Below are 23,784 nucleotides of genomic sequence, written 5' to 3'. Positions count from 1 at the left end.
TGTGATTAGAGGGGTTTGTTTGTGGAATACCGGGCGAACGCTGATAAAAAATCTTACATAGAAAGTATGCTTTTTGATTCGGCCAGGCGGTCCAACATACTGCCGATAACCTCTACCTGCAATGTAAGGTGTGTATTTTGCAGTCACCACCAAAATCCACCGGGGATAGAAAGTTACCGCATACCACCACTGACCATGGATCAGGTACACCAGGCGCTGGCCCTAATGGACGGCGGCAAACCGGTGGTAATTGGTGAATCTGTTACCAAAATAATGGAGGGAGAACCATTAACTCATCCCCGGTGCATCGAAATACTGCAGGAAATAAGACGGGCCCTGCCTCAAACGCCCATTCAGCTCACTACCAACGGAACTTTATTGGACCGGCGGGTGGTGGAAACTTTTACCACCTTGGCTCCCTTTAGTATAAATCTTTCTTTAAACAGTTCGTCAAACAGTTCGTCCTGTTCCGGCAGAACTAAATTGATGCAGGACAAATTTGCGGAACGGGCCATTAAATCTGCTGTACTGCTGAAAGAATACAATATTCCTTTCCACGGCAGTGTTGTAGCCATGCCCCACATCACTGGGTGGCAGGATTTGACGGAAACAATACTTTATCTTGACCGGCATGATGCCAAATCGGTACGGGTGTTTTTGCCCGGATTTACCAGACTGGCGCCGGCACGGCTGCAGTTTGATTTTAAAATGTGGGATGAGCTGCGCCGGCATGTGGACCAACTGCGGACCAGGGTATCTGTGCCAATTACCTGTGAACCGGAACGGTTGATTGATTTAAATGCAAAAGTGGCGGGAGTGATTAAAAACACCCCTTCTTACCGGGCTGGGATTAAGCCCGGGGACATAATTCTTGCGGTTAACGGGGAGGAAGTGCTGAGCAGAGTTCATGCTTTTCATATGGTGCTGGCAGCTGAAAATCCGGTGTTAAAAATAAAGAGAGATCAAAATGTAATGGATATGAAGTTAAAAAAACAAGCCCGGGAAAGCTCTGGGCTGGTAATGGCCTATGATGTGCACCCGGATACAGTGCTGGATATGGAAATGGCTGCCCGCCGCCACCGCAGCCGCCGGGTACTGGTGCTGTGCTCACGGTTGGCTTACCCGGTGTTAAAGAGGGCGGTGGAGAAATTATATGACGGTGACTGCAGCTTTCATATCCAGCCGGTGAAAAACCGCTATTTTGGCGGAAACATCATGGCTGCCGGGCTGCTGGTGGTGGATGACTTTGATGCAGCATTAAAAAGAATGAATTTTAATAACAGTTATTACCGGGTGGTGCTGCTGCCGGCGGTGGCCTTTGATATCCGCGGCAGAGATTTGACCGGTAAATCATATTTGGAACTGGAGCAAAGGTGGAATACAGCGGTGGAATTAGTTTAATATAAGGTTGAAAATTAGTTATTGACAATTACATGAATTAGTGTTACCATCAAACAAAAAATTGAGCTGGCAAAAGACAATGAAGGAGAAAAGTAGGTAAGCCCCAGCTTTACAGGGAGGAAGCGCCAGGGACTGGAAGCGCTTCTAAGGCATGACTTGCTGAAGTTCTCTCCGGAGTTTCCGGCTGAAACCATTTTAGGAAAGTAGGCTGAGACGGTTTCTTCCACCGTTAAAAGGAAGGGGGTATCGGAATAAGTACCCGTGTGTTGAAAGTAGGCTTTTTGCTTGGTAGGGTGGTGTGTCCCTACAGCGAAAAGTTTTTTGCTTTTAACGGTATTGTTCCCGTACCTTCAATGAGTGGGCATTTTATATGCCAATTAGGGTGGTACCGCGAGTCTCTTCGTCCCTAACAGGAGGATGAAGGGGCTTTTTATTTTGTACTAAAAACAGGCAGCTGAACACAGAAATATTGTTTTCAGCATGAAAAAGAAACCATAGTTAAGGAGGAAAACTTATGTACTGGCAAAGGGAATATGAGACCATGTCACGGGAGCAGATCAGAAAGGTGCAGTTGGAACGACTGCAGGCGCTGGTAAAACGTCTTTACAATGAAGTACCCTTTTATCAGCAGAGGTTTAAAGAAAAGGGGCTTTTGCCGGGAGATATTAAGACTCTGGAAGATATAAAACACCTGCCCTTTACCACCAAGCAGGATCTCCGGGATACCTACCCCTTTGGTATGTTTGCCGTACCGATGGAAGATGTGGTACGATTACATGGTTCCAGCGGCACCACCGGTAAACCTGTGGTGGTGGGTTACACTAAAAACGATTTAAGAATCTGGGGTAATTTAATAGCCCGTTCAATGGTAATGGCCGGGGTGACCAAAAACGATGTGGTGCAGAATGCTTACGGGTACGGGCTGTTTACCGGTGGTATGGGAATTCACTATGGTGCGGAAACCCTGGGGGCTGCAGTTGTACCCATGTCCGGCGGCAACACTGCCAAACAATTAATGCTGATGCAGGATTTTGGCACCACCGTTCTAACCTGTACACCCACTTATGCTTTGTACATGGCTGAAGAGGCCCATGCCGGCGGTGTGGATTGGGAAAAGATAAAATTAAAGATCGGTATATTCGGAGCGGAACCATGGTCCAATGAAATGCGGCGGCAGCTGGAAGAAAGCTGGAATATAACTGCCGTGGATATTTACGGGCTTTCGGAGGTGCTGGGCCCCGGTGTGGCCTGTGAATGCCGGTATAAAAAGGGACTGCACATTAATGAGGATCATTTTATAGCGGAAGTTATCGATCCGGAAACCGGGGAACCGCTGCCCTATGGGCAAAGAGGGGAATTGGTGTTTACTTCTTTAACCAAAGAGGCTTTTCCGGTGCTGCGTTATCGTACCAGGGATATTTCTGTTTTATATGCAGATAAATGTGAGTGCGGCCGTACCCTGATAAGGATGGAACGGGTAACCGGTCGTACAGATGATATGCTGATCATCCGGGGAGTTAATGTGTTTCCGTCTCAGGTGGAAAGTGTGCTGTTGGAGTTTGGTGAAACTGAGCCCCACTATTTACTGGTGGTGGATAAAAAAGGTACCATGGACGACCTGGAAATCTGGGTGGAAGTGTCTGACCGGATGTTTTCGGATAAAGTGCGCGGCCTGGAGGATTTAGAAAAAAGACTTAGGGCCAGGGTATTAAGTGTTTTGGGCATTTCTGCTAAAATTAGATTAGTGGAACCCAAATCAATACCCAGAAGTGAGGGTAAAGCCAAACGTATTATTGACAAGCGTCCAAAGTAATAGGAAAGGAGGGGCGATAATATGAAAGTACAGCAGATATCAGTTTTTCTGGAAAATAAAACCGGCCGGCTGGCCAGGGTAACGGAAGTGCTGGGAGAAAATAATATTAATATTCGAGCCCTTTCCATTGCCGACACCACTGACTTCGGCATATTACGCCTTATTGTTGACGCGCCGGAAAAAGCTATGCCCGTACTGCGCGATGCCGGTTTTGTGGTTAGTTCAACAGAGGTGTTGGCTGTGGAAGTGAATGACCAGCCCGGCGCGCTGAGTAAAGCCCTGCGGGCCCTGGACAATACCGGTATCAACATTGAGTACTTATATGCCTTTGTACAGAAGGACCCGGAAAAGGCGCTGGTGGTATTTAGGGTGGAGCGGCTGGATGAAGCAATTAAAGTGTTACAGGATAAAGGAATTAATTTAATGTCCAGCAGACAAGTTTACAGCTTGTAATTTCAAAATGTTTTTCCCCTTTTAGGGGGATATTTTTTCTACAGCAATAAAGCAGGCTAAAAATATTGACAGATAATTTAGAAAAAAATAAAAATGGTTAAGAAGGATTTATAATGAACAAAGTAGAAATAAGAAAGCAAGTTTTAATTAAAAGAGAAAGCCTATCCCCCGATGAAGTTCTGTTTCGCAGTCAAAAAATTCAAGACAACCTGTTTAATATGTATGCTTTTGAACAGGCCCGCCTGCTGATGACTTATATGGCTTTTAGAAATGAAGTCTTAACGCAGCAGGTGGTGGAAAAGGCATTGGCCCAGGGCAAGAGAGTGGCTGTTCCGTATGTGGTAAAGAAACAGAACAAAATTGTACCATCGTTAATAAAGGATCCAGCTGCTGATTTGGCACCTGGTTCATACGGGATTATGGAACCAAAGCCATCGGTTCTCAGGCCGGTAAACCCCAAAGAGATAGATATGGTTTTAATACCGGGATTGCTTTTGACAGCAGTGGAAATCGCCTGGGTTACGGTGGCGGGTACTATGATCGCTTTTTACCACGGTGTGCTTCTAAAACTTTGTTTGTTGCCCTGTGCTACGATTTTCAAGTGGTAAACGACTTATCCGCTACAGCTGAAGTTCACGATCAAAGGGTGCATTATCTGGTAACTGAAAAAGAAGTACTGTACACCGGCGGAGAGAATTAATAACCCGTGTACGAAAGTAATAATTTACAGTTAAATAGAATATTTAACTCTAAGTAGTTTACCGAGGTTACCAGGTTAAAAAGTCTTGGAAGGGAGGGAAATGAAATGTTTGGATCAGGATTTTTGCAGCCGATGCATTTATTATTGATTTTAATTGTGGTACTGATTATTTTTGGCCCCGGTAAGCTACCTGATGTAGGAAAAGCTGTGGGCAAGTCCATTCGTGAATTTAAGAGTGCTGCTGCAGAAAAAGACGATAATAAGAAAGAAGAGAATGTGGTTGAAGCAAAGCCTGCCAAGGAAAATAAAAATAATGATGCTAAGTAGCACTTAACGATGGTGATTAAGGGGGGTTGATGGTTTATTATGAGAAAATTAAACAGGCGCGAATTTCTTAGAAATATTGGTTTGGGCTCAGCAGGTTTAACTTTGTTTGCTGCACCTGCTGCAGCCTCAGAAGTGCAAACTGCGGCGAACGGTAACCTGGCTGCAAAACTGACAAAATTGAAAGAGACTTTCACTGTATGTTCCTACTGTGGATGCGGCTGTGGAATCCTGTTATATTCTGATGGGGAGAGAATTGTTTTTGCTGAAGGGGACCCCGATCATCCCATTAATGAAGGTACACTTTGCCCCAAGGGCAACGGAATTATCGATGTTTATAATGTGGTAAACAGAAAACACAAAAGGAGAATAATCAACCCTAGGCGTATTACCAAGCCGTTATACCGTGCACCCGGTGCTGCCCAGTGGCAGGAAATAAGCTGGGATGAAGCGCTGGCTCGAATAGCTAAAAGGATTAAAAAAACCAGGGATGAAACCTTTGAAGAAAAGGATAAAAACGGTATTACCGTTAATCGTACCACGGCCATTGGTGCCCTTGGCAGTGCATCGCTGGATAATGAGGAAAACTACCTGCTGCACAAAATGTTTAGGGCTTTGGGCATTATTAACATGGAGCACCATGCCCGTCTCTGACACAGCACCACGGTGGCCGGTCTGGCCAACTCATTTGGACGTGGCGCTATGACGAATCACTTTGTGGATTACCAGCACACAGATGTGTTCTTGATGATTGGCTCCAACTCTGCTGAGAACCACCCGCAATCCATGCGCTGGATTGGTAAAGCGAAGCGGAACAGGGGTGCTAAGCTGATTGTGGTTGATCCCCGCTTAACTAAGTCCACTGTATATGCAGATATTTTTGCCCGCCATCGCCCCGGTACTGACATTCCATTCCTGCTGGGTATTATGAACTATGCCATACAAAACAATCTCTATCATAAGGAATATGTTGTTAACTATACAAATGCCAGTTATTTAGTTAACCCGGAATTTGGCTTTAATGACGGTTTGTTTTCCGGTGCCGGTGAGAAGAACGGCAGGGTAACCTATGATAAAGCTACCTGGCAGTATCAGAAAGATGGAGAAACCATTAAAAAGGATCCCACCTTAAAACATCCCAACTGTGTATTCCAGCTGCTGAAAAAACATGTCAGCCGTTACGATATCAAAACTGTTTCCAATATCACCGGTATTCCGGAGGACGTGTATCGCAAGGTTTGTGAAACCTTTGCTTCTACCGGTGCACCCAATAAATCCGGAAACATCATTTATGCCATGGGTATAACCCAGCATACCACCGGAACTCAGAATGTTCGCGCAATTGCCATGCTGCAGCTTTTGTTGGGCAACATCGGCAGACCCGGCGGCGGGGTCAATGCCCAGCGTGGTGAATCTAACGTGCAGGGTTCCACTGACCTGGCCATGCTCAGTCACCTGCTGCCCGGCTATCTTGGTGTACCCAATGCCACAAAACACAAGAATCTGCAGGATTATATCGAAAGGGAAACGCCTGCTTCCGGGTACTGGAAAAACAAGCCTAAATTCTTAATTAGCCTGTTAAAAGCATTTTATGGTCAGCATGCCGCTAAAGAAAATGACTTTTGTTTTGACCTGCTGCCCAAGGTGGACGGCAAAAACCGCACCCATATGGGTATTTTCCAGGAAATGATGGCCGGTAATATAAAGGGATTTTTAGCCTGGGGACAAAACCCGGCTGTTGGTGGGCCCGGTGCCAGTTACGAGCGTAAAGCCATGGAAAAACTGGACTGGCTGGTGGTTGTTGACCTGTTTGAAACGGAGACAGCGGCATTCTGGCATGCCCCCGGTGTAAATCCCCAAAATATCAATACTGAAGTTTTCTTACTGCCGGCGGCGTTTTCTTATGAAAAGCAGGGCACCGTTACCAACAGCGGGCGCTGGATTCAATGGCGTTACCAGGCAGTGAATCCCCCGGGGGAAGCCAAGAGCGACCTGTGGATAGCTGACCGATTATTTAAAGCGATTCGTAAAGAATATCAAAGTGGCGGCAGGTTTCCGGACCCCATTTTAAAAATGAACTGGGATTATGATATACCTGGCCATGATGAGCCGGATGTGGAAAAAGTGGCGGTGGAGATTAACGGTTACGAAATTGGCAAAAATGAGCCGCTGGACAGCTTTGGGAAGCTGAAGGATGACGGTTCCACTGCCTGCGGTATGTGGATTTATACCGGTTATATGGCTGTAGATAAGGATTTAAATGTTCCCAATTGCAAGCGCCGCAGCAGGGAAGACAGCGGCCTCGGGTCCTTCCTGAAGTATTCCTTCAGTTGGCCGTTAAACCGCCGCATTATTTACAACCGCTGTGCCGCTGATATGGATGGTAATCCCTGGGATCCGGAACGGGCGCTGTTTAAGTGGGACGGGAATAAATGGATATGCCATGACGTTCCTGACTTTGGGGGTGGCAAACCGCCCCGGGAATCGGGGGCAGCACCCTTTATCATGCTGCCGGAAGGTCACGGGCGGTTGTTTGCCAGCGGTCCCGTTGATGGTCCCTTTCCGGAGCACTACGAGCCCATGGAGAGCCCCACTGAAAACATAATATCTAAGCAGCAAGCCGCTCCCTGTGCCAACGTGTTCAAAGGCGATTGGGCCAAGCTGGCAGAGTTAGGTGATCCTAACTATCCCATTGTGGCCACCACTCACCGTACAATTGAACACTATCAAAGCGGTGCGGTCACCCGCAGCTGCCCCACACTGGCGGAAATCGGGCCTTACATGTATGTATCTGTTTCTGAGGAACTGGCGAAGGAAAAAGGTATTAAGCCCGGTGATGATGTGTGGGTAGAAACCGCCCGGGGGAAAATCAAATGTAAGGCTTCGGTACTGCCGGTTGTTAAACCGTTAATCGTTAACGGCAGGAAGGTGGAAATAGTAGGTATGCCCTGGTGCTTTGGTTATCAGGGTATAGTCACGGGGCCTGTTGCCAATGATCTTGTTCCGGCAGTGGGTGACGGCAACACAAGCATTCCAGAGTCCAAGGCGTTTATGTGTAATATTAGAAAGGCCTAGGGGGTGTGATTGTTGACTTTAAGCGTTTTGGTAGATTTAACCAGATGCACCGGCTGCAAGGCATGTCAAACTGCCTGCAAGCAGTGGAACGACCTGCCTGCGGGTATACCTGAATTTGATAACAACCTCACTTTTCCAAGTAAAACTGACGGTAATACCTATACCGTTGTACAGCACCGGGTAACTAAAAAGGATGGTCAAGATGTAATGCGGTTTGCTAAAATGCAGTGCCTGCACTGCCTGGAACCGGCCTGTGTTTCGGCCTGCTTTGCCAAAGCACTGCAAAAGACTGCCGAAGGGCCGGTGGTATATTACCCGCATTTATGTGTGGGCTGCCGTTATTGCATGCTGGCCTGTCCCTTTAATGTACCTAAGTACGAGTGGGATGAAGTTTTCCCGCTGATTTCCAAATGCCAATACTGCTTTGATCCCAATGGCAGATATGACCGGGTTGGCCGCGGTCAGAAACCTGCCTGTGTGGACAGCTGCCCGAACGACACCATGATTTTTGGTAATCGTGATGAAATATTGAAAGAAGCCTGGAACCGTATTAACGGTGACCCCAAATATGTGAAACATGTTTATGGAGAAAAAGAAGCAGGTGGTACAAACTGGCTGTACATTTCTGATGTGCCCTTTGAAACCTTTGGCTTCCGAACGGGTGTAACCGAGAGACCGCTGCCGGAGTATACCCATGACTATTTAAAGTGGACTCCCACGGTAATTGCTGCGTGGGGTGGGCTTCTTACTTTGATGTATCTCTACACCAAGCGGCGTGGTGAGGTGGGCAAAGAACAAGGGCAGGATAAGAATATAAGTGCATAGATGGCGGGTATTAATACGAGCATTCCGTTATTGGGGGGGTTGGAATAATGGCAGCTCAAAAGTGGAGTTTTAAAATCACTGCGGTGAGAAAGGTGTTAATAGCCTTGGCGGCTCTGGCGGCAGCCATTGCTGTTTACCGTTTAGCCACCGGGTTGGGAACTACAACAAACTTAAACGACAGATGGCCCTGGGGGCTGTGGATTGGATTTGACGTTTTGACCGGTGTTGCTCTAGCCGGCGGTGGTTACAGCACCGCGCTGCTGGTACACATACTGCACTATAACAAGTTTAACGTTATTGCCCGCAGTGCCATGCTGACATCACTGCTGGGGTACCTGCTGGTGATGGTGGGGTTGTTCCTGGACATCGGCCGGTGGTTTAACTTCTGGCGTCCCTTTGTATCATGGGGTTACCACAGCGTGCTGTTCGAAGTGTTCTGGTGTATTTCGCTGTATACCCTGGTGCAGGTGATTGAATTTGGAGAAATTGCCACCGAAAGGGTTGCTAAGTCCTGGCACAAGCCTTTGAAGAAAATTATGCCGGTAATGCTGATCCTGGGTGTTTTGCTGCCCACATTGCACCAGTCTTCGCTGGGGGGCCTGTATGTGATTGAAGTGGGTAAACTGCACCCGTTGTGGTGGTCGCCGCTGCTGCCTCTGTTTTTCTTGATGTCATCGTTCTTTGTTGGCCCGGCTATGGTAACCATCGAGACCACATTGGCCGGCAGGGCACTGGGACACCGTGTGGAAGACAATATACTGCGCAGCCTGATCCGCATTGCCGGCGTGTTGATGGTGATTTACCTGGCCTTAAAAATCATTGACCTGGTAAACCGCGATGCCTTTGGTTATGTATTTGCCGGGGGTTTGGAATCCAACATGTTCCTGCTGGAAATGATTGTTGGTGTAATTATACCGATAATCATCTGCTTTACCCCGTGGAGTGCCGGTAGATCCGGTTTGGTGACCTTTGGTGTGCTAACTGCTGCCGGATTAGTAATTAACCGCATGAACGTGGTAATTACCGGCATGTACCAAGCCCTGGGGCCCGGCTACTTTCCATCCTGGATGGAGTGGGCGGTAACCATAGGTTTAGTTTCCGGCGGCGTGCTGGTATACCTGTTTATTGCAGAAAATTTCAACATTTTGGGCCGCCATGAAGAACAGGAGACGGCGTAATATTTTTCAGGGCAGCCCCTGGTGCCGACAGGGATGAAAAAACAGGCGCTCTTTGGCACCAGTGAGCATTTATGGATCAGACGCAGTGAAACTAAGGGAGGGGTGCCGGTGGAGAATTCAAAAATAAATAAAAACAGGCTGGCTAACTTTTATTTGGAATTACTGGAGCTGGAAGACAAAGTAAGCTCCGTAGGGTGGAAAGAAATAGTGACGGGTAAAATTAAAGAAAACTGGCTGTTGGGTGTACCTGTGCTGAGCCAGCTGCAGCCTGAGATAGATGTAAAATTATTTAGCGATGTTTTCATGGGTGTGGTCCGGGCCTGCCTGAAGTGGCAGCCCGGGCCACAACCCCTGTCAGAAGAAGTTATTTCCCGAATAAATGGGTTGAGTAAAGGGGATGTGTCAAATTTAATTGGTGTTATAATAAAAGATGTGGAAGGCGAAAAACTGAAATGGGTTGAAAAATTAAATATATCGCGGGATATGATGGACTTTTTGGCTGACAATACGGCAAGGATTTTACTCAGCGGTTTTGCTGCCTGCATTATGCCGCAGCTGGATATTGAAAGATGGGACAAAGGTTACTGCCCGGTATGCGGGGACAGCCCGGTAATGGCCAAGTTAACCGGTGATGCCGGTATCAGAAAATTGTACTGCGGCCGCTGTGAGTCGGAATGGCGTTTTAACCGCCTGGGATGTCCCTTTTGCGGCAGTAAAGATTCGTCCCAAATATCCTTTATCATGCCTGAAGACAAAAAACAATACAGGCTTTACCTGTGTGATCAATGCAAAAGTTATATAAAAACAGTTGACGAGCGCCAATGTGGTGAAGTAGACTTATTTTGTGAAGATCTTGCTACTGCTGATTTTGACAGGCTTGCTAACAGTGAAGGTTACCGGTGCGGAAACAAAAGATACCGTGCTTAAGGCTCTTTGCTGAAAGACAAAAGGAGGTCGCTGGATGTCACAGGATACAGAAATGACAATGGTAGAACATTTAGCAGAATTAAGAAGGGTACTAATTATTTCCCTCGCTTCGACCTTTGTAATGGCAATAGCCTGCATGGTATTTGCAGACCGTGTTCTGGAAATACTTTTAGAGCCGGTTTCCAAAACCGGCAACCAAATGGTTTACATCAATGTGACCGAAGCATTGATGACTAAAATATCACTCTCTTTTTTCCTGGGCTTCTTGGCTGCCCTGCCGATAATACTGTGGCAGTTTTGGGGCTTTATTATTCCAGCCCTGCGTAAAATGGAGAGGGTTTACTTTACATTATTTATCACCATATCATACCTGCTGTTTATTGCCGGCATATTATTTGGGTTCTTTGGAGTATATCACCTGGGGATTAAATTTTTAATGGAATTCGGCGGCCCGGAACTGCTGCCCATGATTACCATAGGCAATTATATTTCTTTTACCATTAAATTTTTACTGCCCTTTGGGTTAGTTTTTGAACTGCCGCTGGCGGCATTGTTTTTGGCCCAACTGGGGTTAATCAGCTATAAATTCATGACCCAAAAACGTAAATATGCTGTTTTGATAGCAGTGGTTATTTCAGCAGCTATTATTCCCACACCAGACATGATTACACCCCTATTGATGGCTTCACCAATGATAATACTGTACGAAATCAGTGCCCAGATAGTGAGGTTTATTGAATGGCGCAAGCGTAAGAAAGCAAAACAGCAGGAAGAAAGCGAACCGGAAGAAAGTGAAGGTTAAACTATAAAAAAACCTTGGCCTGTAACAAAGGGTCAAGGTTTTTCTGCTTTTTATACATAATGCCGGTTTAAACAGCACTTTCAATTGCTTTTTTCAGATTTTGCGGGTTATTGTCGGCTTTATTAGCCAGTTGGATCAATTGTTTTTCTTTGATTGTAGCTACTTTACCGCTGGGGAGGGTTATATTATACTTACTTGTGCCTGGAACCGGCATGGCTTTAATACCTGCCAGCTTGAGCATTTCAATGGTACGGCTTAAATTCATGCAACTCACCTCCAGGGATTGAGAAAGTTATCACTAGCTTTTATATTTAGTATACGCCATTGTTTCCGAAAGTGAAAGGTTTTTTTGTTTTAAAGCACAAATTTAAGATTAAATAACAATAACCTGCTTTTAAGCACCTTATCAACACTATGTTTTTAATAAAGCATAACTTGGTTTACTTGGCAGGAAATTTTATGTTTAGTATGAAATATTAAAATTTAATAAATTTAATACCATCATTTTGGAAATTGAGGGGGTTAAGCTAATGGGTAACATACCGGAAAATATTCTTGAAGCGGTGCGCAGGGCTGCTGAAGATAACAGCCTTTCTTGTGCCAGGGCCCGTAAATTGGCTGAGGAATTAAAAGTAGCACCGCGGGTGGTAGGTGAAGCGGCAGACCAGTTAAAGATAAAGATTAAGAACTGTGAGCTAGGCTGTTTTTAACCGGAGGCGGGTAAATGGACCTATTTAATGTATTGACGGTAGCTGAATCCAGGGAACTGCTGAATAAAAATATCAGACAAAAACCTTTTGAAGTGGTCCCCCTTTTATCCAGCCTGGGAAGAGTGCTGGCTGTCGATATCACTGCCCGGGAGGATGTGCCGGGGTTTCACCGTTCTACCATGGATGGTTACGCGGTGAAAGCCAGGGACACCTTTGGAGCCTCGGAAAGCTTACCTGCCTACTTGGATGTAGTTGGCCAGGTACATATGGGGAAAACACCGGGCGGAGAATTAATAGAGGGACAGGCTTGGGCCATTCCCACCGGCGGCATGCTGCCCGCCGGTGCTGATGCAGTGGTGATGGTGGAGTACACTGAAGAACTGGATGAAAGGACCATAGGAGTTACCAGGCCGGTGGCACCGGGAGAAAACATGGTGCGCCGCGGCGAAGATGTACCGGCCGGTGGTGTGGTTTTAACTGCCGGTCACCGCATTAGGCCCCAGGATCTGGGCATACTGTCGGCCATCGGTGTTACCGAAGTGCCGGTAATGCCCCAAGTGGCGGTGGGTATTATATCCACCGGTGATGAAGTGGTTAATCCCGAAACTGTTCCCGGTCCGGGGCAGGTAAGGGATATCAATTCATATACCCTGTACGGCTTGGTGCAGCAGGGTGGGGGAATTCCTAAACTGTACGGTGTTGTGGAGGATAATTTTAATTCATTAAAAGAAACCATATCTGCTGCTATAAATGAAAACGATATTGTGCTGGTATCCGGAGGCAGCTCGGTGGGGGTTAGAGATGTCAGTGCCAAGGTAATAAACGAACTGGGTAGACCGGGTGTGCTGTTTCACGGTATAAATATCAAACCGGGCAAACCAACCATTGGTGCAGTGGTGGATGGCAAACCGGTATTCGGCCTGCCCGGGCATCCGGTTTCAGCCATAGTTGTATACAACCTGCTGGTAGATCCCCTGGTGCGTTGGGGCAGTTATAGCCATACGTCCAAAGAAGTATTTGTAAGAGCCAGGGTGACCCGCAACATGCGCTCCGCTGCCGGAAGGGAAGATTTTTTACGGGTGCGTCTTTATGTTCGGCAGGGTGAACTGTATGCAGAACCGGTACTGGGTAAATCCGGTTTAATCAGTACCATGGTTAAGGCAGACGGTATCGCCCGTATACCGGAAGGAAAAGAAGGGGTGGAAGCAGGGGAATACTTGGAAGTGAAGTTATTTTAAAACCCTCATGCCGCATGCAGTACCATCAGAGTATGAAAACTCCGGCGGCCATTTGCAGGAGTGAACATTTTTTCAGGATGGATAGGTGAATGGAAAATGAAACGTGACGTTTATCTGGATGACAAACCATGGGAACAGGCGTTGGAAGAATATATTTGTTATTTAAGCGAAATTGGGGCATTAAATCCCGGCAAATCTGAAATGATTAATGTAGAAGATTCCCTGGGCCGGGTTACATCTGAACCCATTTATGCCCGCTGTTCATCCCCCCACTACCATGCCTCGGCCATGGATGGGGTAGCTGTGCGCTCTTTGGATACCTTTGGCGCTTCCGAAACTGCCCCCAAGCAGTTAAAAATGGGTGAACAGGCAGTGATGGTGGACACCGGTGATCCCATACCAGAGGGATACGATGCGGTGGTAATGATTGAAGATGTGCATTTCATAACCCCGGAATTAATAGAAATTACCGCTGCCGTGGCACCATGGCAGCACGTGCGGGTAATTGGTGAAGATGTGGTGGCCACTGAGATGATTCTGCCGGGCAATCATCTCATCCGCCCGGTAGACATTGGGGGTATACTGGCCGGTGGAGTTACAAAAATAGCTGTTCATCCCCGGCCTAAAGTGGCAGTGCTGCCCACCGGAACCGAACTGGTACAGCCCGGCAGTGAACGGCTGAAGCCGGGGGATATAATAGAATATAACAGCCGGGTGCTGGGCTCTTATATAAGGGAGTGGGGCGGCACACCGCTGCGGTGGGAGATAACGGTGGATGATTATGAACAGTTAAAAAGTCAAATTATAAAGGCTGTTAAGGAAGCGGATATAGTGGTAATTAATGCCGGCTCCTCCGCCGGCAGGGAAGATTATACGGTGGACTTGGTACGGGAGCTGGGTAAGGTACTTACCCACGGGGTGGCCACCAAGCCGGGCAAACCTGTAATACTGGGGGAAGTCGCAGGCAAACCGGTGATTGGTGTGCCGGGTTACCCGGTATCGGCAGTTCTTGCCAGCGAACTTTTTGTCAAGCCGCTGGTGTATAAAAAGTTGGGCATTGTGCCCCCGGCAGTGTCCAAAACGACGGCCACCATTTCCCGTAAACTGGTTACCCCGCTGGGAGTGGAAGAATTTGTAAGGGTAAAGTTGGGCCGGGTGGGAGACAAAACCATTGCCACCCCCATCTCCCGTGGAGCGGGGATGATTATGTCTGTGGTAAGGGCAGACGGGATGCTGAAAGTACCCCGGAACAAGGAAGGGTATCAAGCCGGTGAAACTGTACAGATAGACTTAATCCGCTCGATGGAAGAAATAGATGAAACCACGGTAATTATCGGCAGTCACGATATAGCGCTGGATATATTGGCCAATTACCTGCGCAAGCTTTATCCCCAGGCCACACTGTCTTCTGCCCACGTGGGGAGCCTGGGGGGATTGACCGCCCTAAAACGTAAAGAAGCCCACTGTGCCGGTTCACACCTTTTAGATGAAGAAACGGGGCAGTACAATGTTTCTTACATCAAGCGGCTGCTGCCCGGTAGAAATATCGTACTGGTTAACCTGGTTTACCGGGAACAGGGATTGATGGTGGCCAAGGGTAACCCGAAAAATATTGGCGGGCTGGCTGATTTGGTTAAACCGGGTGTCCGCTTTGTTAACCGCCAGCGCGGTGCCGGCACCCGCATCCTGCTGGATTATAAACTAAAAGAATTGGGTATCAATCCCGGTAAAATACATGGCTACCAGCATGAGGAGTATACCCATATGGCGGTGGCCGCTGCGGTGGCCAGCGGGTCTGCTGATGCCGGTTTAGGAATTAAGGCAGCGGCTAAAGCGCTGGGTTTAGACTTCATTCCGGTGGTGGAAGAAAGATATGACCTGTGCATACCGGGTGAATATTGGGATCAGCCTGTTATCCAGCGGCTGCTGAAAGTAATGGCTTTACCGGAATTTCAACAACATGTGCAGGGCCTGGGTGGATACGACCTGCGGGATTGTGGTAAAGTTATGTGGCGCCAGGGTGACGAATAATGATTGAGCCGAGCCGTTTAAAAGTAAGGTATAAAGTTTGGCTGGAATGGGACGGCACGGTGTTTGGTGAGGGATTGTTTAAACTTTTGCAGCTGGTTCATAAAACAGGATCGATATCCGCCGCTGCCCGGGAAATGAGTATGTCTTACCGGGCAGCCTGGGGAAAAATAAAAAAGGCCCAGGAGAGATGGAACGTTAAACTGGTAGAGACCAAGGTAGGGGGGGACCAGGGCGGGGGTGCATCATTAACACCTTCTGCCCTGGAATTAATCAACCGGTATTATAAATTCCAACAGCAGGTGGACGATGCCATAACTGAAATTTTTAAAGATAATTTCATCGTTAAATGATTATCCGCCGGGGGTTGGTGTAAATATTAAAGCGGTTGTCCCGGGCAAACCCCACCACCGTCATACCCAGTTCATTGGCCATGTTTACTGCCAGTGCTGTGGGTGCTGAACGGGAAACCAAAATGGGTATATTCATTTTAGCCACTTTAATTAATATTTCTGAGGATATGCGGCCGCTGAATACCAGTATTTTATCATTCATCTGGATAGTTTTTAAAAAGCAGTGGCCAAAGATTTTGTCCACCGCGTTATGCCGCCCAATGTCTTCAAAAAAGACAACCACATTCTCCGGGGTACAAAGTGCGGCATTGTGTACCCCGCCGGTATTTTGGAAAAGGGTTGACATGCTTTCCAGTTGGGTTGTGAGATTCCATACTTGATAAGGTGTGATGGAAATGTGGGAGTTGATCCGGGACATGGAACGGGCATCGTTGATGAAATAAAAGGATGAGCGGCCCCGGCCGCAGCATGATGTAATATACCGTTTCAGAAACTGCTTTTCGGCCTGCCCGGCGGTGGCGTTAATTTTAATAATGCCTTCTTTTTCATTTACAGAAAGGTAATGTAAATCAGAGGGCTGCTGTAAAATGCCTTCGGAGCAGAGAAATCCCACTGCCAATTCCCGCAGGTGTTGTGGGGAGCAAACCAGGGTGACAAATTCTTCATCGTTTAAAAAAAGGGTTACCGGAACCTCCTGTACAACTCGGTCATCCTGCGGGTAAGTCCTATCTTTAACAACCTTGGTGATGGGAAGGGAAATAAAGTTTTTTAGCTGGCTCATTTTTAACCTCCCGGCAAAAGTTCATTTCTTTCATTTTAACTCAATAAACTTTACAATGTACATACCAAGAGGTGATGCAAGTGATCAAAGTGGGAATTTTAACCATGAGCGACAAAGGAGCCCGGGGTGAGCGCGAGGATAAAAGCTGTGAGGTAATTAAGGAAATGGTAAAGGAGATCGGTGGGGAAGTAAAATACTATAAAATCATTCCCGATGATTTTGATGTCATCAAAGAAGAATTATTTCACTGCTGTGACAGGCTGGAACTGGATTTAGTGCTTACCACTGGAGGGACGGGATTTGGCCCCCGGGATAATACGCCGGAAGCCACCATAGAGGTAATAAAAAAACAAGCACCCGGTATTACGGAAGCCATGCGCATGGAATCATTAAAAAAGACTCCCAAAGCCATGTTATCCAGGGCGGCTGCCGGTATTCGCGGTAAAACGCTGATTATCAACCTGCCGGGCAGTCCCAGGGGAGTGAGGGAGTGCCTGTCAGTTGTACTGCCGGTACTGCCGCACGGGTTAGAAATACTATCCGGCCGGGGTGGAGAATGCGGCAAGGAATAGTTATATAAATGGAATTTTTTTATTTTATTAGTATAATAAGACAATTATTAGGTAAGAATTATAAATGTTAAATTACAATTTAATAGAAATCCAGGTAAATATAATATAGACTGAGAAATTAAAAGCTAAATTCCCCTAATTTTCAATTTTGATAAATATATGCAGTTTTCTTCCCTCAAGGGTATTTGCTTTTGATTTTTTAGTTCTATATTATATTACCTGGATGTTAGCACTCGGCTTAAGCGAGTGCTAGTAATGAGTAAAAAAAATATCTTTCAATATTAAGGAGGGGTATTTGTGGCTATTAAACCATTAGGAGACAGAGTGGTAGTTAAAGCTTTGCCCAGCGAAGAGGTAACCAAGAGCGGCATTGTTCTGCCGGATACTGCGAAGGAAAAACCCCAGCAGGCAGAAGTTATTGCCGTTGGACCGGGACGGGTGTTAGAAAACGGCCAACGTCAAGCCATTGATGTAAAAGTTGGGGACAAAGTACTATATTCCAAGTTTGCTGGTAACGAGTTTAAAATTGATGGTGAAGAATACTTAATTTTGCGTGAAATGGATATTTTGGCAGTAGTAGAGTAATTATTTATCCCAGTAAATACCAATTAAAAAGGAGGTAATTATTTTGGCAGGAAAAGAAATTGTTTTCCGTGAAGATGCTCGCAAGAAGCTGGAAAAAGGTGTTAATGCCCTGGCTGAAGCGGTAAAAGTAACTCTCGGCCCTAAAGGTCGTAATGTTGTATTAGAAAAGAAATTTGGTTCCCCGTTAATTACTAACGACGGTGTAACCATTGCCAGAGAAATTGAGCTCACCGATCATTTTGAAAATATGGGTGCCCAGCTGGTAAAAGAAGTTGCTACCAAAACCAATGATGTTGCCGGTGACGGTACCACCACTGCCACTGTACTGGCTCAAGCCATGGTGCGCGAAGGTTTGAAAAACGTGGCTGCCGGTGCTAACCCCATGGTGTTAAAGCGCGGTATTGAGCGTGCTGTGGAAAAAGCAGTGGAAGAAATTAAGAACCAAGCTAAAACTGTTGAAACTAAAGAGGCCATTGCTCAGGTGGCATCCATTTCTGCCAACGATAAATCCATTGGTGAACTGATTGCTGATGCTATGGATAAAGTTGGTAAAGATGGAGTAATTACCGTAGAAGAATCCCAGGGTATTGGGACTTCTTTAGAAGTGGTTGAAGGTATGAACTTTGACCGCGGCTACATTTCCCCGTACATGATTACCGATACCGATAAAATGGAGGCTTCTTTAAAAGAGCCCTACATACTGATCACTGATAAGAAGATCAGTGCAGTGGCCGATATACTGCCGATTTTAGAAAAGGTTGTACAAAGCGGCAAGCCCCTGCTGATCATTTGCGAAGACCTGGAAGGCGAAGCTCTGGCCACCTTGGTACTGAACAAACTGCGCGGTACCATTACTGTTGTGGCAGTTAAAGCTCCTGGCTTTGGTGATCGCCGCAAGGCTATGCTGGAGGATATTGCCATCCTCACCGGCGGTACCGTGGTAACCGAGGAAGTTGGCCTGAAGCTGGAGAATGCTACCATTGATATGCTGGGTACAGCTAACCAGGTTACTGTTAAGAAAGAAGAAACCATCATTGTTGGCGGTCAAGGTGACCAGGACAAAATTACCGCCCGGGTTGCTCAAATTAAGAAGCAAATCGAAGAATCCACTTCAGATTTTGATAGAGAAAAACTGCAGGAGCGCCTGGCTAAGCTGGCCGGCGGCGTAGCAGTGATTTCCGTTGGTGCGGCTACCGAAGTGGAAATGAAAGAGAAGAAACTGCGCATTGAAGACGCCCTCAATGCTACCCGTGCCGCTGTTGAAGAAGGTATTGTACCCGGTGGCGGTACCTGCTATGTAGATATCATCTCTGCACTGGAAGGCTTAACTGCCGATGCGCAGGATGAAAAGACCGGTATCGAGCTGGTTAAGCGTGCCCTGGAAGAACCCCTGCGTCAAATTGCTAACAATGCCGGCGTAGAAGGTTCTGTTATCGTAGAAAAAGTTCGCCGTGAAGCTAAAGGTATCGGTTACAATGCTTTGACCGGAAAATTTGAAAATATGATTGAGAACGGTATTGTTGATCCTGCAAAAGTAACCCGTTCAGCTCTGCAGAACGCAGCCAGCATTGCTGCTATGATTCTGACCACCGAAACCCTGGTGGCCGATATTCCGGAAGATAATAAAGGCGGAGATGCAGCAATGGGCGGCGGAATGCCTCCGATGATGTAAATAGACGTAAAAACCCTTGCGTTTTTCGCAAGGGTTTTTACGTATTTGACGGGATCACATGATACATCCATAAGAAAGTGGTGATTTTATGAACATAAAAAACAACTTACTGGAATTAATTGGCGGCACCCCGCTGGTGCGCTTGAACAAAATGGCCTCCGGTGCTGCAGCTGAAGTGGTGGCCAAGGTGGAGTATTTTAACCCCGGGGGCAGTGTTAAAGACCGCATTGCAGCGGCAATGATTCAAAGGGCGGAGGAGCAGGGGCTGGTGGATGATGATACCGTGATTATTGAACCCACCAGCGGCAATACCGGTATCGGGCTGGCCATGGTATGTGCTGTCAAAGGATACCGCCTGGTGCTGACTATGCCGGAAACCATGAGTTTAGAACGGCGAAACCTGCTGAAGGCATACGGGGCTCAAATTGTGCTGACTCCCGGAGATAAGGGGATGACAGGAGCGGTAGAAAGGGCAAAAGAACTGGCCCATCAATACCCCAAGGCTTTTATTCCCCAGCAGTTTGAAAACCCTGCCAACCCGGCTGCACACCAGGTTACCACAGCGGAAGAAATCTGGCGTGATACCGAGGGTAAAATAGATATTTTTGTGGCCGGTGTTGGTACCGGCGGTACAATAACCGGCGTGGCCAAAACATTGAAAGAAAAAAAGCCGGATTTACAGGTGATAGCGGTGGAACCGGCGGAATCCCCTGTGCTGTCCGGCGGTAAACCGGCAGCCCATAAAATACAGGGTATCGGTGCGGGGTTCATTCCCGGTGTTTTAAATTTAGAACTGGTGGATGAAATATTTCAAGTTACCGGCCAGCAGGCCATGGATACTGCCCGCAGGCTGGCGCGGGAAGAAGGAATGCTGGTGGGAATATCCTCCGGAGCAGCGGCCTATGCTGCCATTAATGTGGCCCGGCGGCCTGAAAACCGGGATAAACTGGTGGTAACCCTGCTGCCGGACACGGGGGAGCGCTACCTTTCTACCGGGCTGTTTCAAGAAACTAACCCCAAAGAGCCCTTTAAAGCCAATCAATAGGTGTTAAAAGCAGCGGGTTTAAAGAAATAAATATTTTGACCTTTTAAAAGGAATTGCCGGCCCGATAGCCAATATTATTAGCCTAACCACCTAAATTGAATAAGGAGAAAGTTAGATGACCAGTGGCAATAAACCAATAATCAACCCTTACCTGGCGGTGGTGCTGGGAGTTGTAGGGGCGGCTTTTTCTTCTATTTTTACCAAACTGGCCGAGGCACCACCGTTAATTATTGCTTTTTACCGGCTGGGTTTTACAGTACTGCTGCTGGCCCCTGTCACCTATGTTACCGGACGCCATGAGTTAAGGCGTATTGGCAGCAGGGACCTGTTTTTGGCTGTCCTTTCCGGTGTTTTGCTGGCTATGCACTTTGCCGTTTGGATAAACTCGTTAAATTACACCTCGGTGGCCAGCTCCACCGTGCTGGTAACCATGCAGCCCCTCTTTGTTATTACCGGGGGATATTTTTTATATCGCGAAAAGCTGAGCAGACGGGGACTGGTGGGAGCGGGTATGGCCTTGCTGGGCAGTATAATTATCGGCATCAATGACTTTCAAGTGGGGGGGCAGGCTCTGTGGGGAGACCTGCTGGCCTTTGCCGGAGCCATATTTGTGGCCGGTTACGTACTAATTGGGCGTACTTTGCGGGCCCACCTTTCATTATTTTCGTATGTTATTTTAGTTTATACCGCATCTGCCATTACACTGCTGCTGTGCAGTTTAGCAATGGGACTGCCCCTTTATCCCTATCACCCTCTTACCTGGCTGTGGTTTTTACTGCTGGCCATAGTGCCTACCATATTCGGTCACACGGTGTTCAACTGGGCGCTGCGCTACGTAAAGGCGGCGGTGGTGTCGGTGAGCATACTGGGCGAACCGGTGGGAGCCACCGTACTGGCTTACTTTATATTTCATGAAGTTCCAACCGTACTGCAGGTGCTGGGGGGAATAGTTATTATCTCCGGTTTATATATCTTCATCACCTCGGTGGTGGGCCGGCCGGCAGAAGAAAAAGATGCCGTTAGTGAAAATAATACCGCACAGTCGGCGGTGTGTTGAGATGAAATATAAATTAGTGCCTGTAAAGGCCGGGTGGATTGGTGTATCCTGGTCTGATAGGGGATTAAAAGCTTTGACGCTGCCGCAAAAAGAACCGGGTGAAGCAGCAGCAGTTTTGGCAGAGTATCTTAAACGAAACCCTAAGGCGTTGATACAGGACGACGGTGCCAATAAATTGATAGCGGAACTGGCCCGTGAGCTGAACAACTATTTTGAAGGGCAGCTATGCTCTTTTGATTACCTGGTGGACCTGGACTGGTGTACCCCTTTTCAGCGCATGGTACTGCAGAGTATAAAAAGTATACCCTATGGAGAAACCCGCACATACAAACAGGTTGCCGAAATGATCGGGCATCCCCTGGCCAGCAGGGCAGTTGGCGGTGCGCTGCGCTCCAACCGGGTGCTGCTGGTGCTGCCCTGCCATAGAGTAATACGCCGTGACGGTTCGCCGGGCGGTTTCGGTGGCCAACCGCAGTGGAAAGAGAAACTGCTTAAAATGGAAAAAATAATGGCTGTGAGGTATCAAATTAATGATCATTGGCTGTGACCTGGATGGAACAATATGTGACAACCTGCCGCTGCTGGTGGATGAACTGAACCGTTTTACCGGTGAAAATATAGCCATGGATGATATTTCTGAATACGATGTTACTAAAGTTTATAACATAACAAGGGAAGATTTTATTCAGTTAATGAAGGAAAAAGAAGAGAAGATTATAAAAAAATCACCGTTGATCCCCGGCGCAGACAAATATTTAAAGAAACTGGCCGGGGAAAATCACCGGATTCACATTATCACCGCCCGCAGCCCGGTATTAAAAGAAATCACCAGCGCCTGGCTGAACCGCTGCCAAATACCTTACCACGGCCTGCATCTTTTGAACAGCCATGATAAGGTAGAAATATGCCAGCGGCTGGCGGTGGATGTAATGGTGGAAGATAATTATAATAACGCGGTACAGCTGGCCGCGGCAGGAATAAGGGTAATACTGTTTGCAGCCCCCCATAACCAAAAATGGCGGTGGCCGGGAGAACGCTGCGTCTGGTGGAGGGATATTTACAAATTGCTGGCCGGTATTTAAAATATTGCAATCTTGACAATAAAGAATATCGATAGTACCATATAATATGCTGTAAATATAATTGCCAGAGTAGCTCAGTGGTAGAGCAACGCACTCGTAATGCGTAGGCCGTGGGTTCAAATCCCATCTCTGGCTCCAGGAATATCAAGGGTTCCGGAAAACCGGGACCCTTTTTTAAGTTCATTTTGACAATCACTTGACAATCATTTGATTGTCAAGTCAACTTTTCTTCACATCTTTTAAATGTTTCTTCCGAATCACCGCATTATTTTTGTTTCAAAGGTTTTACGCAAGGCAGCAAATGCTGGATATTAAGCAAAAACAGAACAACAAGGAGCTACACCACCGTGACCAATCATTTTTTAGAAGTGCTGGCCATGGTCAGGCTTAGCGGGGTGTAAATGGGGTGCTGCAAAAACATACAGAATTATTTTGCAAAAATGGATTTTTATCCTGCAAAAAACAATGTAAGCTAATAGGGAATATATTATAGATATTGAAGATATATATATAAACATGTAGAGAAAATAAACATGAAAATATATAATATCTTTAAGGGAAGATATTTAACCGGCGTATTTGATATATAAATGTTGGTGACTTAATAATAGCGGGAAGAACTAGGATTGAGGGTTTTAGAATATCACATAACCAAAGATACATTTGTTGGAGGTGGGTAAGATTTTGAATACCATAGAAGAATTTAAAAAAATAAAAAAATTTAGAACATGGTCTTGGATTTCAATTTATCTTATTCCTGCAACATTTTTCCTTATTAATTCAAAATTTAAATTTATTGGATACCTCTTGATGTTATTACTTATATTTGCAGGAGTTTATTTTAGTCTTAAATATAAATGTCCAGCATGTAACACAAGACTTGATACAAGAGTATTTTTATCAAAGTTAATATATTGTCCTAAATGTAGTGTTCAATTACAAGAAAAAGACAACTATTAGCTAAAACTAATAAGCCTTTCCTGATATTTCAACAATATACAATGGGTGGAACAGGCCTATAATTTAATACTGTTGGGCCCACCAGGCGTTGGCAAAACCCATACTGCCAGGGAGTGTAAATTATTTTGTGTAAATGGGTAATTCCGTTGAATAATGGTTAACCTTATAATGGCTCTTACCCTCTGGGAGGATAGGGCTCTGCT

General features: G+C 46.6%; 24 protein-coding genes, 1 tRNA gene, 1 pseudogene and 1 other annotated feature. Of the genes and pseudogenes, 24 read left to right on the top strand and 2 right to left on the bottom strand.

Going from position 1 to position 23,784, the window contains the following annotated elements; all coding sequences use genetic code 11:
* Window positions 1-21: 21 nt before the first annotated feature.
* From JOC37_RS08610 to tatC, 10 genes and pseudogenes are all read left to right on the top strand, one after another.
* A complete protein-coding gene (locus JOC37_RS08610; RefSeq protein WP_204618034.1) occupies window positions 22-1,401 on the top strand; it encodes a DUF512 domain-containing protein in 1,380 nt (459 codons plus the stop codon).
* 70 nt (window positions 1,402-1,471) lie between these two features.
* Window positions 1,472-1,812 (top strand) — a binding site (T-box leader).
* Between the two features lie 103 nt (window positions 1,813-1,915).
* A complete protein-coding gene (locus JOC37_RS08605; RefSeq protein WP_204618032.1) occupies window positions 1,916-3,214 on the top strand; it encodes a phenylacetate--CoA ligase family protein in 1,299 nt (432 codons plus the stop codon).
* Between the two features lie 21 nt (window positions 3,215-3,235).
* Complete coding sequence (locus JOC37_RS08600) at window positions 3,236-3,667, top strand: ACT domain-containing protein (RefSeq protein ID WP_204618030.1); 432 nt, start codon at window positions 3,236-3,238, stop codon at window positions 3,665-3,667.
* Window positions 3,668-3,780: 113 nt separating this feature from the next.
* Window positions 3,781-4,367 (top strand): annotated as a pseudogene (locus tag JOC37_RS08595) (5-formyltetrahydrofolate cyclo-ligase).
* A gap of 105 nt (window positions 4,368-4,472) precedes the next feature.
* A complete protein-coding gene (locus JOC37_RS08590) occupies window positions 4,473-4,694 on the top strand; it encodes a Sec-independent protein translocase subunit TatA/TatB (protein WP_204618027.1) in 222 nt (73 codons plus the stop codon).
* Window positions 4,695-4,733: 39 nt separating this feature from the next.
* The gene (gene fdnG / locus JOC37_RS08585) at window positions 4,734-7,766 is read left to right on the top strand and encodes a formate dehydrogenase-N subunit alpha (RefSeq protein WP_204618026.1); all 3,033 of its coding nucleotides are present in this window, start codon (window positions 4,734-4,736) and stop codon (window positions 7,764-7,766) included.
* A 12-nt stretch (window positions 7,767-7,778) separates the two neighbouring features.
* A complete protein-coding gene (locus JOC37_RS08580) occupies window positions 7,779-8,591 on the top strand; it encodes a 4Fe-4S dicluster domain-containing protein (RefSeq protein ID WP_204618024.1) in 813 nt (270 codons plus the stop codon).
* Window positions 8,592-8,638: 47 nt separating this feature from the next.
* Window positions 8,639-9,769 carry an NrfD/PsrC family molybdoenzyme membrane anchor subunit gene (gene nrfD / locus JOC37_RS08575; protein ID WP_204618022.1) on the top strand — a complete coding sequence of 377 codons (1,131 nt, stop codon included), beginning with the start codon at window positions 8,639-8,641 and terminating at the stop codon, window positions 9,767-9,769.
* Window positions 9,770-9,877: 108 nt separating this feature from the next.
* Window positions 9,878-10,696, top strand: coding sequence for a formate dehydrogenase accessory protein FdhE domain-containing protein (locus JOC37_RS13610; RefSeq protein ID WP_204618020.1), 819 nt, complete (start codon window positions 9,878-9,880; stop codon window positions 10,694-10,696).
* A gap of 34 nt (window positions 10,697-10,730) precedes the next feature.
* Window positions 10,731-11,498, top strand: a complete 768-nt coding sequence (gene tatC, locus JOC37_RS08565; RefSeq protein ID WP_204618018.1) for a twin-arginine translocase subunit TatC — start codon at window positions 10,731-10,733, stop codon at window positions 11,496-11,498.
* 67 nt (window positions 11,499-11,565) lie between these two features.
* Here tatC and JOC37_RS08560 read toward each other — a convergent pair whose 3' ends face one another.
* A complete protein-coding gene (locus tag JOC37_RS08560; RefSeq protein ID WP_204618017.1) occupies window positions 11,566-11,763 on the bottom strand; it encodes a hypothetical protein in 198 nt (65 codons plus the stop codon).
* Between the two features lie 265 nt (window positions 11,764-12,028).
* On the opposite strand from JOC37_RS08560, the gene JOC37_RS08555 reads away from it, so the two are divergent.
* The 4 genes from JOC37_RS08555 to JOC37_RS08540 all read left to right on the top strand — a co-directional run bounded on the left by JOC37_RS08555 (window position 12,029) and on the right by JOC37_RS08540 (window position 15,827).
* Entirely contained in the window at window positions 12,029-12,208 is a 180-nt protein-coding gene (locus tag JOC37_RS08555) for a hypothetical protein (RefSeq protein WP_204618015.1), read from the top strand.
* 14 nt (window positions 12,209-12,222) lie between these two features.
* Complete coding sequence (locus JOC37_RS08550) at window positions 12,223-13,446, top strand: molybdopterin molybdotransferase MoeA (RefSeq protein ID WP_204618013.1); 1,224 nt, start codon at window positions 12,223-12,225, stop codon at window positions 13,444-13,446.
* A gap of 96 nt (window positions 13,447-13,542) precedes the next feature.
* Window positions 13,543-15,477, top strand: a complete 1,935-nt coding sequence (locus JOC37_RS08545; RefSeq protein ID WP_204618011.1) for a molybdopterin biosynthesis protein — start codon at window positions 13,543-13,545, stop codon at window positions 15,475-15,477.
* A complete protein-coding gene (locus JOC37_RS08540) occupies window positions 15,477-15,827 on the top strand; it encodes a winged helix-turn-helix domain-containing protein (RefSeq protein ID WP_204618009.1) in 351 nt (116 codons plus the stop codon). Before JOC37_RS08545 ends, JOC37_RS08540 begins: the two co-directional genes overlap by 1 nt.
* On the opposite strand, the gene fdhD is transcribed toward JOC37_RS08540, so the two are convergent.
* Entirely contained in the window at window positions 15,820-16,608 is a 789-nt protein-coding gene (gene fdhD, locus JOC37_RS08535; protein WP_204618007.1) for a formate dehydrogenase accessory sulfurtransferase FdhD, read from the bottom strand. The genes JOC37_RS08540 and fdhD overlap by 8 nt on opposite strands.
* An 80-nt stretch (window positions 16,609-16,688) precedes the next feature.
* On the opposite strand from fdhD, the gene JOC37_RS08530 reads away from it, so the two are divergent.
* The 10 genes from JOC37_RS08530 (at window position 16,689) to JOC37_RS13700 (ending at window position 23,722) form a co-directional block, all read left to right on the top strand.
* A complete protein-coding gene (locus tag JOC37_RS08530; RefSeq protein WP_204618005.1) occupies window positions 16,689-17,180 on the top strand; it encodes a molybdenum cofactor synthesis domain-containing protein in 492 nt (163 codons plus the stop codon).
* Between the two features lie 297 nt (window positions 17,181-17,477).
* Window positions 17,478-17,765, top strand: a complete 288-nt coding sequence (gene groES / locus JOC37_RS08525; RefSeq protein ID WP_204618003.1) for a co-chaperone GroES — start codon at window positions 17,478-17,480, stop codon at window positions 17,763-17,765.
* Between the two features lie 43 nt (window positions 17,766-17,808).
* Window positions 17,809-19,437, top strand: a complete 1,629-nt coding sequence (groL, locus tag JOC37_RS08520) for a chaperonin GroEL (RefSeq protein WP_204618001.1) — start codon at window positions 17,809-17,811, stop codon at window positions 19,435-19,437.
* A gap of 88 nt (window positions 19,438-19,525) precedes the next feature.
* The gene (gene cysK / locus JOC37_RS08515) at window positions 19,526-20,482 is read left to right on the top strand and encodes a cysteine synthase A (protein ID WP_204617999.1); all 957 of its coding nucleotides are present in this window, start codon (window positions 19,526-19,528) and stop codon (window positions 20,480-20,482) included.
* Window positions 20,483-20,597: 115 nt separating this feature from the next.
* On the top strand, window positions 20,598-21,539 hold the full coding sequence (locus tag JOC37_RS08510; RefSeq protein WP_204617998.1) for a DMT family transporter: 942 nt from the start codon (window positions 20,598-20,600) through the stop codon (window positions 21,537-21,539).
* 1 nt (window position 21,540) lies between these two features.
* Complete coding sequence (locus tag JOC37_RS08505; RefSeq protein ID WP_204617996.1) at window positions 21,541-22,086, top strand: methylated-DNA--[protein]-cysteine S-methyltransferase; 546 nt, start codon at window positions 21,541-21,543, stop codon at window positions 22,084-22,086.
* Complete coding sequence (locus tag JOC37_RS08500; protein WP_204617994.1) at window positions 22,070-22,621, top strand: 5' nucleotidase, NT5C type; 552 nt, start codon at window positions 22,070-22,072, stop codon at window positions 22,619-22,621. The genes JOC37_RS08505 and JOC37_RS08500 overlap by 17 nt, the downstream gene beginning before the upstream one ends.
* 63 nt (window positions 22,622-22,684) lie before the next feature.
* Window positions 22,685-22,759: transfer RNA gene (locus JOC37_RS08495), tRNA-Thr, on the top strand.
* 546 nt (window positions 22,760-23,305) lie between these two features.
* Window positions 23,306-23,581, top strand: a complete 276-nt coding sequence (locus JOC37_RS08490) for a hypothetical protein (RefSeq protein WP_204617992.1) — start codon at window positions 23,306-23,308, stop codon at window positions 23,579-23,581.
* A 36-nt stretch (window positions 23,582-23,617) separates the two neighbouring features.
* Window positions 23,618-23,722 (top strand): ATP-binding protein, encoded by a 105-nt coding sequence (locus JOC37_RS13700; RefSeq protein ID WP_420797288.1) that lies wholly within the window; start codon window positions 23,618-23,620, stop codon window positions 23,720-23,722.
* Window positions 23,723-23,784: the final 62 nt, after the last annotated feature.

It is taken from the genome of Desulforadius tongensis (genome assembly GCF_016907915.1).
Lineage (GTDB): Bacteria > Bacillota > Desulfotomaculia > Desulfotomaculales > Desulfohalotomaculaceae > Desulforadius > Desulforadius tongensis.
Note: the sequence above shows the minus strand (reverse complement) of the source record. Positions and strands in the feature narration are given on the sequence as shown.

Excerpts from the sequence above, each read along its gene's own strand:
- fdhD (WP_204618007.1), bottom strand. The coding sequence starts at position 16,608 with ATGAGCCAGCTAAAAAACTTTATTTCCCTTCCCATCACCAAGGTTGTT.
- nrfD (WP_204618022.1), top strand. The coding sequence starts at position 8,639 with ATGGCAGCTCAAAAGTGGAGTTTTAAAATCACTGCGGTGAGAAAGGTG.
- JOC37_RS08555 (WP_204618015.1), top strand. The coding sequence starts at position 12,029 with ATGGGTAACATACCGGAAAATATTCTTGAAGCGGTGCGCAGGGCTGCT.
- JOC37_RS08560 (WP_204618017.1), bottom strand. The coding sequence starts at position 11,763 with ATGAATTTAAGCCGTACCATTGAAATGCTCAAGCTGGCAGGTATTAAA.
- JOC37_RS08600 (WP_204618030.1), top strand. The coding sequence starts at position 3,236 with ATGAAAGTACAGCAGATATCAGTTTTTCTGGAAAATAAAACCGGCCGG.
- JOC37_RS08505 (WP_204617996.1), top strand. The coding sequence starts at position 21,541 with ATGAAATATAAATTAGTGCCTGTAAAGGCCGGGTGGATTGGTGTATCC.
- JOC37_RS08500 (WP_204617994.1), top strand. The coding sequence starts at position 22,070 with ATGATCATTGGCTGTGACCTGGATGGAACAATATGTGACAACCTGCCG.
- JOC37_RS08540 (WP_204618009.1), top strand. The coding sequence starts at position 15,477 with ATGATTGAGCCGAGCCGTTTAAAAGTAAGGTATAAAGTTTGGCTGGAA.
- JOC37_RS08510 (WP_204617998.1), top strand. The coding sequence starts at position 20,598 with ATGACCAGTGGCAATAAACCAATAATCAACCCTTACCTGGCGGTGGTG.
- tatC (WP_204618018.1), top strand. The coding sequence starts at position 10,731 with ATGTCACAGGATACAGAAATGACAATGGTAGAACATTTAGCAGAATTA.
- JOC37_RS08590 (WP_204618027.1), top strand. The coding sequence starts at position 4,473 with ATGTTTGGATCAGGATTTTTGCAGCCGATGCATTTATTATTGATTTTA.
- JOC37_RS08550 (WP_204618013.1), top strand. The coding sequence starts at position 12,223 with ATGGACCTATTTAATGTATTGACGGTAGCTGAATCCAGGGAACTGCTG.
- JOC37_RS08605 (WP_204618032.1), top strand. The coding sequence starts at position 1,916 with ATGTACTGGCAAAGGGAATATGAGACCATGTCACGGGAGCAGATCAGA.
- JOC37_RS08545 (WP_204618011.1), top strand. The coding sequence starts at position 13,543 with ATGAAACGTGACGTTTATCTGGATGACAAACCATGGGAACAGGCGTTG.
- cysK (WP_204617999.1), top strand. The coding sequence starts at position 19,526 with ATGAACATAAAAAACAACTTACTGGAATTAATTGGCGGCACCCCGCTG.